Raw genomic sequence first — 15,408 nt, forward strand, 5'->3', positions numbered from 1 at the left:
TTATAACCATCCAGTACGGAGTATAATGCATAATTATACTTCATGACATTTAGAGTGAGGTCTCGAGGCATCCCTTCTTTAAGTTTCAAACCAAATAAGAGCTACTTAAAACAAATAATTAATTACGTATTTATACGTAATTAATTATTTCAAAATACGTATTTTTGTATATGATCTTGAATGTAATCAAGACTCGGTTCAAAAACTATGGATATGAGTACATCACAAAAGAACCTTCCAGTAAAAGCTAAAACGACTTGCTCCTATTGTGGTGTAGGTTGTGGAATCGATATAAGTGTCAATTTAAAAGGCAATATAGAAGTCGAAGGCACATCTGATCATCCAGTGAATAGAGGTATGCTTTGTTCAAAAGGCAGAAGTCTCAACTACGTAGTTCAAGATCAATCCGATCGCTTGCTCTATCCGCAAATGCGTGGAGCTAAAAATCACCCCTTGCAGCGAGTGAGTTGGGATGCAGCGATCGATCGAGCAGCTGCGGTATTCAAGACATTCATAGAAAAGCATGGCCCCAATTCCGTAGGGTTTTATATCTCAGGCCAGTGCCTCACAGAGGAGTACTATTTGGTAAACAAACTGACCAAAGGTTATATAGGTACTAATAATATCGACACGAATTCAAGACTTTGTATGAGCTCGGCAGTGGTAGGCTATACCAAGACTTTGGGAGAAGACGCTGTGCCAATTGCATATGAAGATATCGAACTGGCTGATTGCTTCCTGATCGCAGGAGCCAATCCCGCTTGGTGTCACCCTATTCTGTTTAGAAGAATAGAACAGCACAAAGAAAAAAATCCCAATACCAAGATCGTAGTGATCGATCCACGGGTCACAGATTCGTGCGCATTGGCAGATTTGCATTTGCAACTCACGCCAGGCACAGACGAAGTACTTCTACATGCCATAGGTAGGGTATTGATCGAAAGTGGAAATTTTGATCTCAAATTTATCCAAAGCTATACTGATGGCTTTGAAGATTATAAAGAAAAAGTACTGAAAACCTCACTCGAGGAGGCGGCTGTGATTTGTGATGTGCCCGTTGATCAAATCCAGCTGGCTGCTCAGTACATTGGCGATGCCAAAGGGTTTTTGTCTCTCTGGACCATGGGGCTAAATCAGAGTACGCAAGGGGTAAACAACAATCTTGCACTCATCAATCTCAATCTAATTACAGGTCATATTGGCAAACCAGGCTCTGGGCCATTCTCACTGACTGGTCAGCCTAATGCCATGGGAGGTAGAGAAGTAGGAGGTATGGCTTCTTTGCTTGCGGCGCACCGTGTGCAGGCCAACGAAGACCATAGAAAAGAGGTAGCAGATTTTTGGGGAGTAGAGACCTTGCCAGACAAGCCAGGGCTCACAGCCACACAGATGTTTGATGCGTTGGATTCGGGAGAGATGAAGGCCGTTTGGATCATCTGTACCAACCCATCTGTGAGTATGCCTAATGCGGATTTGGTAGATCGTGCCTTGAAGAAAGCCAAATTTGTGGTGGTGCAAGACATCTCATCCAAGTCGGACACGGTAAAATATGCCGATCTCGTATTGCCAGCTGCAGGATGGTTGGAGAAGGAAGGTACCATGACGAATTCCGAACGAAGAATTAGCTATTTGCCTAAGGTGGTGGATGCACCTGGAGAAGCCTTATCAGACAATGAAATTTTGATCCGATTTGCCAGACGAATGGGATACGAAGGATTCAATTTTCATTCAATAGAAGAAATTTATGCGGAGCATTGTCGCTTGACTAAAGGGACTAATATTGACATCTCGGGATTGACTTACCAGCGACTCAAAGCTGCTGGTACTATGCAGTGGCCAGTGCCATCTGCGGACCACCCAGGCACGCCTAGATTGTTTGAGGATAAGAAATTTTATACACCATCTGGCAAAGCACAAATTTTGCCTGGTGGCAATAAGAACGAATGTGATCAGCTGTCCGAAGAATATCCATTGATCCTGACTACTGGGCGTGTGCGCGATCAGTGGCATACCATGACCCGTACGGGCAAAGTGAATAAGCTTAATAAACATATTCCTAAACCGTTTCTTGAAATTCATCCAGAGGATGCCAAAGTGAGAGGCATCGAAGATGGCATGCCTGTCTTGATACAGAATGATCGTGGAGAAGTACGAGTGAATGCCACAGTCACAGAAAAGATTAAAAAGGGAGTTGTGTTTTTGCCTATGCACTGGGGTAAAATATTGCAAAACAGTTTCGGTAGAGCTAATAACATCACCAGCAAGACTTTCGACCCTACATCTAAACAACCAGGTTTCAAATATTCGGCCGTACGGGTGGAAAAATACAAGAAGCCCAAGGAAAAGATCGTGATCGTTGGGGCAGGCGCTGCGGCGTATCGTTTTATCAATTCTTATCGCACGTTGAATGCCGAAGATGAAATTCATGTTTTTTCGAAAGAGGAATACCCATTCTACAATCGAGTATTACTACCCGAGTATGTAAATGAGCATAAAGAGTGGGAAGACTTGCTCAAGTTCAAGTATGGTGAATTCGAGGAGTTGAATGTGACACTGCACAACGCCACCAGTATCGAAGATGTAGATAAGGTGAAAAAAACGGTTGTAGATTCCAATGGTATTACCCATACTTATGATAAGCTGATATTAGGTACAGGCTCGCGGGCTTTTGTGCCAAACAACATCCCGATGGAGCTGCCAGGGCTATTTACCATGCGTGATAGACACAGCGCTGATGGGCTCAAAAAATACATTGACAACAAAGGGCATGTATTGATAGTAGGCGGAGGTCTGCTGGGATTGGAATTGGCTTCTGCACTGAGAGAGATAGACGTGGAAGTGTCTATAGTGCAGTTGTCCACCCGCCTCATGGAGCGTCAGCTCGATACGATGGCCAGTACCTTGCTTCGTCAAATGATCGAAGAAATGGGTGTGCATGTGTATACCAACGATGAAGTGCACAACATCAATGTGAAGGGAGAAAAGGATATTAGAATAGATCTTAAAAGTGGTAAAAAGATCGACTGTCAGGCTGCCGTATTTGCGATCGGCACCAGACCCAACGATCAGCTGGCAAGGATCGCTAGTCTCAAGTGTGCCAGAGGCATCATTGTGAACGACTACATGCAAACGAGCCATCCAGAAATATACGCCATTGGCGAAATAGCCGAGCACAATCAGAAATTGAATGGTACTACGGCAGCAGCGGAGGATCAGGCAGACATTGCTGCAAGGCATATCGCAGGAGATCTGAGTGCGCTCTACAAGGGCACCGTGCCTATGAATATTCTCAAATTCCCAGACTTGGATCTGTGTTCGATAGGGATGCCAGATGCTCCACTCAATATGAAAGACTTTGATGAAATCATCTTTATCGATAAGTCGATGAAGTACTACAAAAAGTGTATCATTCATCAAGATCGACTTATAGGAGCGGTGTTGATGGGAGACAAAGCCGAATTTGCCGAGTTTAAAGAGTTGATCGAAAACGAAGTAGAGCTGTCCGAAAAACGGAAAGAACTTTTGCGCTCGGGGCAAGCAGCTGAGCCTATGTTGGGCAACCTGGTTTGCTCTTGTAGCAACGTCGGTACAGGCAATCTCGAAAAAGCATTCGCGGGCGGATGCCAAACCCTAGCCGAAGCTTGCCAGTCTACTGGTGCAGGGTTGGGCTGTGGCAGTTGCAAAGGTGAAGTGCAGCAGATGCTCAAAAAGCATTTAGAAGACAAAGAAATGGCGCTCGTATCCTGATTAAATTATATTTGACACAAAGAATTAGTAATGGAGAAAAAAAATTTGGTCAGGGTATTTGTAAAGGGAGGAATACTGTCTCCTGGCGATTTTTTAAAAATATTGACAACGGCTAAAGAATTGGGTTCAGAATTCATCCATTTGGGTTCGAGACAGGACATCCTATTTCCGGCCAAGGACAGAAGCAAAGCCCTGCTCGAAAATATTTTTAGGTCGATCAATACTGAATATGAGGTCAATGAATTTACGCACCAAAACATAGTAAGCTCCTATGTGGCACTGGATGTCATGCCCAACAAAAAATGGTTGGTGCCTCATGTCTATCATTATATTCTCGATAGCTTTGATTTTCGTGCTAAGTACCGGATCAATCTGGTAGACCCTTCGCAGAGCATGGTGCCGCTTTTTACAGGCAACATCAATTTTATTGCTTCTACCACGGACAATTACTGGTACATGTACTTGCGTCTAAAACAGTATGAAAATCGTCCGATCCCATATACCAAGCTCATTCATGGGTATGATTTGTCCAAGGTGGCGAGCTGCCTCAATGCTATGGATTTGGAGAAAGAGGATCTTCAGCTCGAAGGGTTATTTACCACAGTAGATCAATTGGAAGTAAATACACTCAACCCTGTGGAAGAACTGAAATACCCAGATGCGGCGTTTCCATACTACGAAGGACTGAACCGTGAGCCAGGGGGCAACTACTGGCTAGGGCTCTACTGGAGAAACAACAAATTCACGATCAATTTTTTAATTGAGCTGTGCCGCAGGTGCATGGATACCAACGTGGGAAAAATTAGCTTGACGCCTTGGAAGTCTTTAATTATCAAAGGTATTGAGGAAAACTATTTTGTGGGTTGGGAAAAGCTTATGGGACGGTTTGGGATTAATTTGCGCCACTCTTCGCTAGAGCTCAACTGGCATTTGCCCGTGCTGAGCGATGAGGCATTGGAGTTGAAAAACTATCTGGTTAGGGCACTGGATCAGCAAGACATCAGTACCTCGGGGTTGACCTTTACCATCAAGCCAAACAATGATATTTACTTGTTTACTTCTGTGGTGATAGAGATCAATACCGAAGATGGTGATGGAGGCAATACCTACAATATTTTGTATTCGAAGGACTTTAACCCCAACTCGGCGGAGTATTTGACCTACGTTAAAAATGTAACTAAAAATGTACTACCAGCCCTACTGATGGAACTGAGTGTGATGTACTTTGATCAGATCGATGATCAACCCAAAGTCATCACTAAGAAAAAGGACAGTGCGCCGAAAGCAGAGCGAGTCAGTGAGCGCTATCAGTGCAAGCAGTGTCTAAGTATCTACGATGCTCAGTACGGAGACGAAGCTGCAAACGTGGCGCCAGGCACCCCTTTCGATAGTCTGCCGGATGCATACATCTGCCCAACTTGCGAAGCCAAGAAAACGGAATTTGTATTGGTGTAATAGTAGGGTTGTAATTAGACTTGGCTTATTATAAGACGAGTATCCCCCTGTATAGTAGTTTTGGTTTATGTCTTATGACGAGTAGGATTAAGACGGGGTATACGAGCTGAACTTTTTCTTTTATTAGTTCGAATAATTTCTTCTTTAATTTTTGATACAGACGAAAAAATCCACTTAATTCGGTGGATTTATACCTGTTCATAAAAAGGACTTTCATAAAGGGGCGAAATCATTAATTTTTTTTTAAACAAGAATAATTATTTAGGTATTGATGAGTCACCTTTGGTGAACAACTTTTCATTGATATGATACACCCTAAAACAGAACTTAAATTAATTAATCAGGAAGTCGGATACGGAGTATTCGCTACAGATTTTATTCCTGAAGGTACTATCGTCTACGTGAAGGATAGTTTAGAATTGGTCATATCTCCTACCGACTATCTGGTGCATTCCAGCGAAATGCAAGAGGCCATAGAGAAGTATTCATATATGGATGAAAATGGAAATAGGATTGTAAGTTGGGATTTTGCTAAATATGTCAATCACTGCTGCAACTGCAACACGATCAGCACGGGTTATGGTTTTGAAATGGCCATTCGAGATATTCACAAAGGAGATCAGATCACGGATGAATATGGTATTTTCAACATAGACAAAGAAATGGAGCTGGTCTGTGGAGAAAGCAAGTGTAGAAAAAAAATCCGCCCAGAAGACTTTGATCTACTGTATCAAAAATGGGATGATAAGATTAAAAAATCAATTGGCAAATTGTTTAACGTGGAGCAACCTCTCTTGCCACTGCTAGACCATGCAGTACGGAGTGAACTGGATCAGTTTTTTACCAATCCAGAATTTTACAAATCCGTCTATGCACTCAAGTACAAGCAGCACGACTTGATAGCCGAGACAAAAAATAATTCAGTGTTTTAGCATAAGCAATAGAAGCCTTCGGTGATTCGGCTAGTAGCCTTGCAGAAGGCTTTTTTTAGAACTGGGTTACTTTATTATCTTGGATTTCGTACTGTTCACAAACAAGACATCGCCGATGGCATCATAACCTTGGAAAATTTCTGTTCCAAGTTGTTTCACTGCCTCAGATCGGAAACCCAGAATGGTCAGGTCGGCATCTTTGGAGTGCTCGTTGATAATCTGGCGATTGTCGATACCCTCGGAGCGTTCGATAATACGGACGTTATTGGCAGAGATGGGAAGTCGACCCGTTTTGATCAGGTCGAGTAGTTCTTGTTTTTGCTGCTCTAGCTCTGCGTCGTTCACGATCGCTGATATTTTGATTTCCGCTTTTTTCCATTGGGGGTGACCCAATATCACAAAACCGAGTAAGATCATCAGATTGGCATTGTTGAAATCCGACGGCATGATCCAGATGTGAATCTCCGCTTTAGATTCTAGTCCACGATGGCTACTGGCGAGTATACAGGTGTCAAATCCAGAAGCGCGTACCATGGCATAGTTGTCCATGATGTCTTTCAGCTCTTCGGGATGCTGCTTCGAAAATTCGAAAAGCATCATGTTGATATCTTTACCCGAAACGCTTGGTAGCTGCAAGGCCTGAGCTACCGCCGTAGTGTATGATGGCGACACCATTGTATCTACATAGACATTGCTTTCGGAGATATTGGCCACACGGATGAGTCTGGCTAGCTCCTCTTTAGATTCTTGGTTGGTCTCGCTAGAATAGTAGCCATTGATGAAATGGAGGTAGGTGCCAAATCCATAGCGATGCGAGATCCAGCTCATCATTTCAAAAGCTGTAGGTCTTTCGAATGATGAACCAGAGATACAGATTACAGAAGGTCTCCAGTTGTCATCGTCTTTGTCGGCTTTTTGTATAAATACCTGTATCTGCCGAATCAATTGGAAGATAACACCTTGGAAAATATTGGCCATTCCTGCTTTTTCTTCATTGAATTTGGACAAACCAAAATAGATTAAAATCATGATGACAATAGATGCGATGGCATAGGCCGCATCCATTTTAAAAATCAAAAATAAGCACATGATAGCACCTAGTAGAGAGATATACCATTTAGACCTAAAGGCTGGTCGGTACGAGGGATCGGCTGCAAAATGCTGAAAGAAAGAAATGGTACATATGGCTCCGTACGTGACCATAAAGAACATAGAGATTACTTTGGCTACGGTATCGATACTACCTAAACTCACAAAAAACAAGGCCAAACCAACTGTGACAACGGTAGAATTTACGGGTTCATTGGTATTTGCTTTTCCTTTGGATAAAAAATTGTTGATGCCTTGAGTGGGGAAAATATGATCTGCGGCCAACGCTTGAAGTGTACGAGGTGCCACCATGATAGAACCTAGTGCGGAGGAGATGGTGGCTGCCGCCAATCCAATCGGGATAATAGGCCCCCATAATGCAATCTTAGACATGATCAATTGGTCATTCACTAGATCTTCTGGGCTGGCATTCACTGCCAATTTGTAACCAATAAACACATAAATCACCATGCCGATCAACGTGGCAGAAAGTGTGCCCCAAGGAATTGACTTTTTAGGATCTTTGAGATCTCCCGATAGACCTACACCAGCTGTCATACCGGTGAAGGCTGGAAAAATAATGGCGAAAACGATAAAGAAGTCTTGGCTTTCGGTTGCCCGTGCCATGATGTCGAATTCATTTAGGCTGGCATTATAGTCCGTACTGCCAAGGAAGAAAAACGTAAGAGAAACAAACAATGTAGCTACCACGATATAGAGGGCTTTCATACCCAGGTCAGCACCCTTGGTGAGCATGAGTATGCTCAGTAGCAATACCGCAGGGATAGTGATCCAGCGCTTGTCGGCTATGCCTAGATGGTAGACGTCATTGGCCCATGCGATCACAGGATCAAAAGCTTCACCGAAGGCAATGACATAAAAAGCCACACTAATAGCCTGCGATAGGTATAGCGCAATCCCAATTGATGCTCCGATATTGATCCCAAATGAGCGAGAAATAATGTAATACTCGCCGCCGCCTTCTACTTTTTGATTGGTTGCGATTTCTGCTATGGCCATTGCTGTAGGGATGGTGATCAGGTGTCCGATGAGTACGATGGCCACCGTGCCTAAAAAACCCACACTACCCACTGCAAAGCCAAATCTCAAGAACATCACAGCTCCTAGAATGGTAGAGATAGCAGTCAAAAACACAGGTAAAGTGCCAAAATTAGCCTTTTTAGAGAGTAGGTCGTTCATGATTTATTTTTTCAGGGTCACGATGTTGAGCTGGTTGCCATTACTGCAATATAGGTCATACTGGCCTTTACTCTCTTGATAAAGTACCGCCATTTGATGCCCCACTGCGAGCGGTTCGTAGTGAAGGAGTCGACCTTCTTGATTGTATAGATAGCCTTTGTTGGCGGCTTGATCGATCACGATAATGAGCTGATTGTCCACCCCAAAATAATAGTATTGGTAGGTCAGGTTTTCTGAGTCTACTTCTAGTTTGAATTGCTCTACTAGTGCCTCGCTATAGACCGTTAGGGTCTCTTTGTTTTTCTTGATTACAATAAATTCTTTTTCGGTACCAGAGTTGACGAGTGCAAATGATACGTTTTCGTCTTCCCTGACCAACTGGCCTCTGTCGGTGATCACTCCTCCCAAATTGAAGGACACGAGTTCTCCTAGGTCCGTTAGTGCCGAGATTTCAGTGTTGGCAGGTTTGCTGCCTTTGCTGATAAAGTAATCTTGTGATATAGATCCTTTCAGGTCGATTGGAAATCCTTCTTTGGTATCTCCTCGTCTGGATAGACTTTGGAAGATGCCATTTTTTTGTACCAAGAGCATGTAGTCGTTGGACTGTACTCGGACGTGGCGTCCTAGAGTGGCAGGGCTGCTACCCATTTTCTTCGGATTCCAACCTTCGAGTAGCCGACCTGTTTTGTCGTATAGGTAGTAGTTGCCTTTATTATCGGCAGCCATGATGCGATAGTTTTTAGACTTGTCGTAATCGATAAGCGACAATTCTAAAATTTGATTTTCAGATTGTAATTCTACGGGGTATCCGGGGATCGATGTACCAGTTCTATCGATCATATGAATGGTTTTGTCCAGTGCAAAGAGGTATTGTAGCTTGCCGTTTTTGTAGTAGTCTACCTGATAGATTTTGCTCTTCAGTTTGCCATCAAGAGGGATTTGGAGCACAGGTTTCAGGTTTACATCCAACAAATGGAGGGTGAAAGCTTCGTCTTGTACGATCATTTCTAGTGTGCGATCGTTGTGGTTGCGTACCGCATAGGGTTTTGATATGAGGTTGTTGGCAAAACCTTGTTGGGTTTTGACCTCAAAAGACTGTGGTTTGACTTGCTTGACCAGATCGCCAGGATGCTGAAGCAGCAAGCTGGTATAGTATTGCCCATCTACATGGGTAAACTGTACGGCACCATATTCGATTTGTGCCAAGATAGTTTTGTTTTCTTCGAGGTATTTGGCCCAGTTATCGTTGAGAATTTTGCCTACTTGGTTGAGTGCTCCGTTTGATTTTACAAACATGCTAAAGTTGGCGTCTTCGTGTGTAGACGAAAGAAAAGCATGGGTGCGTACAGACCGTCTCCAAGTGTTTTCATTGTCGATGTCGTCGATTAGGGTTTCGAGTACCTGTTGGCTATTGCCAAAATAGACATAGCTCCCATCTATAAAATAATAGGCAGTAGGGAAACCTTCATACATCGACCCAAAAAGCCGAGCGGGGATTTCATCTATTTGTATATGTTTGATTACGTGATCGGCATAGTTTTCTTTGAAAGAAGCCGTGTCGGTATTTGATTTTTGTGCGAGAGATTCGAAAAACTGATCGGCTAGCTCTTGGCTTTTGTGCTCGATACAAAATATCAAATCAGTATTGAATGAGCGGCTAGACTCTAGAACAAAGTACCCTACTTCGTTGCCCATAAAGGCATAAAAATCTCGAATATTGAAATCGAATCTATTTTCCAGTTCTCCGATTTTGGTGAGCTGTGTAGGTTCGTGCTTGCGCCAATAGTTTTTTAAGCCTTTGTGCCATAGGCTGACATCTTCTACTGAAGTATGAAGCACATAAGAAGTACTAGCGGGCACGATGTTTTTCATATCAAATCCGACGCCACTGATGCCGTCGAAAGCCGACAGGTAGTTGATCGTAGAGGTGTCGTTGATGGCAAATCCAGAAAGATGAATTTTGTCATTGTCGAAAGACAGATCGAGGTACATCAAATGTGTGAGCCACTTGAGAGGCGTGGTATCTATCTCTACAGGGTCAGCAAATATGCCAGCTAGTTTGTTCAGGTAGTTGGTATTGATATAGCACCTGCCTGCACCAGTGGGAGCGTTGGTCACTTCGGCTACATGGTGCTCGGTTTCTTGATAGGTGTTCACCTTGCCGTCCTTGATCATCCGAATAGCATCTTCCACTAAGAAGGGGGAGAAGCTGGCGATCAGGTAGTTCTTATGAAAAATATAAGTGAGTGTTTTTTGATTTTTTTTAAATTCTGTGATCAGGTAATCTTGATACAAACGCTCACTTTGTACGAAACCAAGGCTGTCTTTTAGGTACAGCTGCAGGTTGCTGAGTAGGCTGTGCTGTTGGAGCTCTTTGACTTCTAGCAGATACAGCGCCGCCAGCGATTCGTTGGTGTTTTGGTGAAACGAAATAAGCAAATGACCTTGATCTACTACTTTCGAAAACTGATGACCAGTGGCGGAGTCTAGTCGGTTGATCACACGTTGAATCGTATCCAACTCTGGTAGTGATTTGAGGTTCTTCACTATCTTTCGCTTATCGTCTGGATGCCAGAGATAGGCAAAATCATTGGGCTCGAAAACCAAGATGGAGTTGTCTGGTACAAACGACCAAATGGTGATTCTACTTTGCTTCCAAAAATAGAAGCCACCCACACTTGCCCCAGCTAAAAGGAGGCCTACAAGAATAATAATCAGTACTTTTTTCAAACCAGCGCTTTTGATGCAAATTATCGAGAGGACGGCTAGAAAGCAAGAAAACTACCCGGCATCTCTGGGGTAATTGAAGGAGAAAATTATAACTGGGGAATGACGGGTTTTAAATTAGCGAATCATGATCGTCTGCTTCCTGCATACAGTTCATACTCTAGCAATCGGCATTCGATTCGGGCATTTAAAAATTCTGTTCGGCTTTTGGTACGTAGCCCGATTGCCTTAGCAAGGCTGGAGTTGCCAGTGAAGATGTAGCCCATCTTGCCACCACAGGATTGTTTGAAGAAGTCGCCGATATCTTTGTAGACAGATTTGAGCATGTTTTCTTCCCCTAGTCTTTCGCCATACTCAGGGTTGAGCATCACGATACCAGGCCCTGATGGTACAAAAGTTTTTTCGAAAGGTACTTTGTCGAACGATATCATATGCGATACGCCTGCAGTCCTTGCGTTGGCTTGTGCAGCAGCTATGGCGTCGCCGTTCCAGTCTGTAGCGATAATGGCTGATTTGATTTCGTCTTTGTATACTGCCTTTTTGCGTGTTTCTTGCCACAAGCTTGGGTCATAGCCATCGATGTGCATAAAACCGAAGTTTTCGCGATGAAGTCCAGGAGGAATGCCTGCCGCCATTAGTGCAGCTTCGATAGCCAGTGTGCCACTGCCACACATGGGATTGATGAAGGTACCTTTGGTGTCGTTCCAGCCAGCGGAGATCAAACAGGCAGAAGCCAAGGATTCGAGCATTGGCGCTTTGTAAGGTAACTTGCGATAGCCGTGTTTGGTGATGGTCTCTCCAGAAGTGTCGAAGTAGACATGCACTTTGTTCAAATACCAAAACATATAAATCACAGAGTGATCCTTTTCGTTTCCAGAGTCTGGCCGCAAGCCCGTTTCTTCTTGCATACGGTCTACAATGGCGTCTTTCAGCTTTAAGTTGGCGAATCGCCCATCACGGATGTAGTCATTTTTTACGTACGACTGTACCGAAATTTTGGTGTTTTTTGGAAGCAATTTATGCCATGGTATTTTCTTGGCTTCTTCGTAGAGTTTGTCTGGGTGGTTGGCTTCGAAGGATTTGATGAGCCAGAGTACCCTAGACGCTGTGCGTAAATTCAAATTGAGATGCATTACCTCTTTCCATCCACCTTCTACAGTGACGCCGCTTTTCTCAGCTTTTATGATTCTATAGCCCAGCTCCTCTACTTCTTTTTTAAGAAAAGGAGATAATGAAGGCTGACAGTTGATGACTAGTTTGGATTGACGCACGGAGCAATGATTTAATTTGAAAATGAATGAGCCTTATTGGCACACGACTATGGGTATTAAAGTTTCAGGTTCAAAGTTGAAATTTTAGTTTTAAACATTGAACCTGAAGTATTGAATCGAATTTATTTTTCCGAAAAGAATTTGTAAAACCATGTAATGGTCTCTATTCCTTTGATGTAATTGAATACGCCGTAGCTTTCGTTGGGTGAGTGTATGGCATCTTCGTCTAGCCCAAATCCAAGCATCACTGAATCCAATCCAAGTTCTTTTTGAAACAGTGCTACGATGGGTATACTGCCCCCATCTCTCATTGGTATTGGTTCTTTGCCCCAAGCTTGTACAAAAGCTTTGCTTGCCGCTCTGAATCCATCCGAGTCGGTAGGGATTACGGCTGCTTCGCCACCGTGGTGGGGGGTTACCGTTACTTTCACATGTGCTGGAGCTATGCTTTCTATGTGGTTTTTCACCAATTGAGTAATTTCGCTGCTGTCCTGATTGGGAACTAATCGAGTAGAGATTTTGGCGTAAGCCTTTGAAGGCAGTACTGTTTTGGCACCTTGCCCGATGTAGCCGCCCCAAATGCCATTCACATCTAGTGTGGGGCGTATGCCGATTCTTTCTAAGGTGGTGTACCCGTCCTCTCCTTTTACTGCATCTATGCCGAGTTCTTTTTTGTATGCTTCAAGGTCGAAAGGAGCTTTGGCCATGGCTGCACGTTCTGCTGCGGTGAGTTCCAGCACTTTGTCGTAAAACCCTGGAATGGTGATGCATCCTTTGTCGTCGATCAGGCTCGATATCATATCGCAAAGTGTATTGATAGGATTGCCTACGGCGCCGCCATACATGCCCGAGTGTAAGTCTCTGTTGGGGCCTACTACCTCTACTTCTAGATAGCTGAGTCCGCGCAAACCTACGGTCATCGATGGGCAGTCGTTGCTGAGGATGCCTGTGTCTGAGATCACAATCACATCGGCTTTGAGCAATTCTTTATTTGCTTTTACAAAGTCACCTAAGTGTTTGGAGCCTACTTCTTCTTCGCCTTCGATCATAAATTTGACGTTGCACGAAAGTTCGTTATTGGCCATCATAGATTCGAAGGCCTTTACGTGCATATACATCTGGCCTTTGTCGTCGCATGCGCCACGGGCATAGATTTTTTCGTTTTTGATTACGGGTTCGAAAGGTGGCGAATCCCATAGTTCGTATGGATCGGCTGGCTGTACGTCGTAGTGTCCGTAGACCAAGACGGTAGGCCATGTTGGGTCGATGATCTTTTCGGCAAATACGATTGGGTGACCAGCGGTTTCAAACAGTTGAGCTTTGTCGACACCTGCATTTTCGAATTTTTCTTTGATAAACTCGGCTGCATTTCTGACGTCCTTATCGAATTTGGAATCAGCACTTACAGAAGGAATTCTAAGTAGGTCGAATAGCTCGTCGAGAAATCGTTGTTTGTTGGATTGTATGTAGTTTATGGATTTCATTTTGGGGCAATTAGGGGTTTCTAAAGTTTAATGTTCTTAAAAAGTTATAAAATTTCACGGTTAACCCCGTGAGTTGTTTTGCTTTCTACCAAGAGGGTCTATTTTCAAACTTTTCTGCGATTATCTGTCACTTGTTATTTTATGTTTTCAACAAAAGTTGCCATTTGTTGTTGAAGTTTTTTGGCTTCTTCATGAGCTGCTTCCGCGAAATCTTTGCCCGAAGAGGCGTATATGATGCCACGGGTCGAATTGATAAGCAGGCCGCATTGGCTGTTGATGCCGTTTTTGCATACGGCTTCTAGGTCTCCACCCTGGGCACCTACACCTGGCACGAGTAGGAAGTGATTTGGGATTGTTTTTCTGATGTCTTGCAAGTATTCTGGGCGTGTAGCCCCCACTACATACATCATGTTTTGATCCGAACCCCAGGTTGAGGAAGTCTCCATTACGTGTTGGTATAGTGGCTTGCCGTCTGATTCTAAGAATTGGAAATCTTTGCCGCCTTCATTGGAAGTGACACCTAAAAGAATGACCCACTTGTCTTTAAACTCAAGGAATGGTTTGACGGAATCGGAGCCCATGTAGGGAGCTACTGTGACCGAATCGAAGTTCATATTGTCGAAAAAGGCTCTGGCGTAGAGCAAAGAGGTATTGCCGATGTCACCTCTTTTTGCATCGGCGATGGTGAATATATCCTTAGGGATATAGTTGATTGTTTTTTCTAACGAGGCCCAGCCGGCAGCTCCCATGGCTTCGTAGAAGGCAATGTTGGGTTTGTAGGCTACAGCGAATGCTTTGGTAGCGTCTATGATTTGCTTGTTGAATTCGAAGATGGGGTCTTCGGTATCCAAAAGGTGAGTAGGTATTTTTTTGATGTCAGTATCTAACCCCACGCAGAGAAAAGATTTCTTCTGCTGGATTTGTTCGAATAGCGCCTCTTTTGTCATGCTGCAAAAATAGGCTAAAGCAGATAATTTATCTTTTGATGCGAAGGGAGATTTGATTAATTCCGATCATTATCCGAATGGATAGTGATCGGCTCTTTTGTTTCAAATAAAAATCAATAATTTTGACTCATGGATTCTATTCTCATTAGTCCCAAAACGGAAAAGGAACTACAGTATGTGCTGGAGCTGCTGCATACATTGGAGATCGATGCTAAGAAAATCAGTGAAGCCGATCGCGATGATTTTGAATTGGCTCAATTGCTGAAAAACGTAGACGCTTCGGGCATTGTGAGAGAAGAAACACAACCCATCAAACTGAATGCGAAGCAAGTCAAGCTGCTTGAGCAAAGTGAATCAGAAATGGCAGGTAAGACCGTAGTTCCAGAAAAAGTCATCCAAGTAGAAGAAGACGAATGGCTAAGCAAATAATTTGGACCCATACAGCGCGAGTAGAAAGACAGAAAATTTTGGAAAAATATTTCAAAAGGGATGGTCATAAAAAGGAATGCATGAAACTGGCTTTTTTGATTCGATCTAATGTCAAATTTTTATCTAA

9 protein-coding genes are annotated in these 15,408 nt (G+C 43.5%); 4 read left to right on the top strand and 5 right to left on the bottom strand.

Features of this window, described 5'->3' with window-relative positions:
- Positions 1-213 precede the first annotated feature (213 nt).
- From N7E81_RS07025 to N7E81_RS07035, 3 genes are all read left to right on the top strand, one after another.
- Positions 214-3,747, top strand: coding sequence for a nitrate reductase (locus N7E81_RS07025; RefSeq protein WP_263052579.1), 3,534 nt, complete (start codon positions 214-216; stop codon positions 3,745-3,747).
- 30 nt (positions 3,748-3,777) lie between these two features.
- Positions 3,778-5,202, top strand: coding sequence for a rubredoxin (locus N7E81_RS07030; RefSeq protein WP_263052580.1), 1,425 nt, complete (start codon positions 3,778-3,780; stop codon positions 5,200-5,202).
- Between the two features lie 305 nt (positions 5,203-5,507).
- Positions 5,508-6,134 carry an SET domain-containing protein gene (locus N7E81_RS07035; RefSeq protein WP_263052581.1) on the top strand — a complete coding sequence of 209 codons (627 nt, stop codon included), beginning with the start codon at positions 5,508-5,510 and terminating at the stop codon, positions 6,132-6,134.
- 66 nt (positions 6,135-6,200) lie between these two features.
- Here N7E81_RS07035 and N7E81_RS07040 read toward each other — a convergent pair whose 3' ends face one another.
- From N7E81_RS07040 to pyrF, 5 genes are all read right to left on the bottom strand, one after another.
- On the bottom strand, positions 6,201-8,423 hold the full coding sequence (locus tag N7E81_RS07040; RefSeq protein WP_263052582.1) for an APC family permease: 2,223 nt from the start codon (positions 8,421-8,423) through the stop codon (positions 6,201-6,203).
- A gap of 3 nt (positions 8,424-8,426) precedes the next feature.
- Entirely contained in the window at positions 8,427-11,153 is a 2,727-nt protein-coding gene (locus N7E81_RS07045) for a hypothetical protein (protein ID WP_263052583.1), read from the bottom strand.
- Positions 11,154-11,275: 122 nt separating this feature from the next.
- Positions 11,276-12,421, bottom strand: a complete 1,146-nt coding sequence (locus N7E81_RS07050; RefSeq protein ID WP_263052584.1) for a THUMP domain-containing class I SAM-dependent RNA methyltransferase — start codon at positions 12,419-12,421, stop codon at positions 11,276-11,278.
- Between the two features lie 122 nt (positions 12,422-12,543).
- On the bottom strand, positions 12,544-13,905 hold the full coding sequence (locus tag N7E81_RS07055; protein WP_263052585.1) for a dipeptidase: 1,362 nt from the start codon (positions 13,903-13,905) through the stop codon (positions 12,544-12,546).
- Between the two features lie 134 nt (positions 13,906-14,039).
- Positions 14,040-14,852: an orotidine-5'-phosphate decarboxylase gene (gene pyrF, locus N7E81_RS07060; RefSeq protein WP_263052586.1), complete on the bottom strand. Its 813-nt coding sequence runs from the start codon at positions 14,850-14,852 to the stop codon at positions 14,040-14,042.
- Between the two features lie 129 nt (positions 14,853-14,981).
- On the opposite strand from pyrF, the gene N7E81_RS07065 reads away from it, so the two are divergent.
- Positions 14,982-15,281 carry a hypothetical protein gene (locus tag N7E81_RS07065; protein ID WP_263052587.1) on the top strand — a complete coding sequence of 100 codons (300 nt, stop codon included), beginning with the start codon at positions 14,982-14,984 and terminating at the stop codon, positions 15,279-15,281.
- Positions 15,282-15,408: the final 127 nt, after the last annotated feature.

It is taken from the genome of Reichenbachiella carrageenanivorans (assembly GCF_025639805.1).
GTDB lineage: Bacteria > Bacteroidota > Bacteroidia > Cytophagales > Cyclobacteriaceae > Reichenbachiella > Reichenbachiella carrageenanivorans.

Excerpts from the sequence above, each read along its gene's own strand:
- N7E81_RS07025 (WP_263052579.1), top strand. The coding sequence starts at position 214 with ATGAGTACATCACAAAAGAACCTTCCAGTAAAAGCTAAAACGACTTGC.
- N7E81_RS07030 (WP_263052580.1), top strand. The coding sequence starts at position 3,778 with ATGGAGAAAAAAAATTTGGTCAGGGTATTTGTAAAGGGAGGAATACTG.
- N7E81_RS07035 (WP_263052581.1), top strand. The coding sequence starts at position 5,508 with ATGATACACCCTAAAACAGAACTTAAATTAATTAATCAGGAAGTCGGA.
- N7E81_RS07065 (WP_263052587.1), top strand. The coding sequence starts at position 14,982 with ATGGATTCTATTCTCATTAGTCCCAAAACGGAAAAGGAACTACAGTAT.
- pyrF (WP_263052586.1), bottom strand. The coding sequence starts at position 14,852 with ATGACAAAAGAGGCGCTATTCGAACAAATCCAGCAGAAGAAATCTTTT.
- N7E81_RS07055 (WP_263052585.1), bottom strand. The coding sequence starts at position 13,905 with ATGAAATCCATAAACTACATACAATCCAACAAACAACGATTTCTCGAC.
- N7E81_RS07040 (WP_263052582.1), bottom strand. The coding sequence starts at position 8,423 with ATGAACGACCTACTCTCTAAAAAGGCTAATTTTGGCACTTTACCTGTG.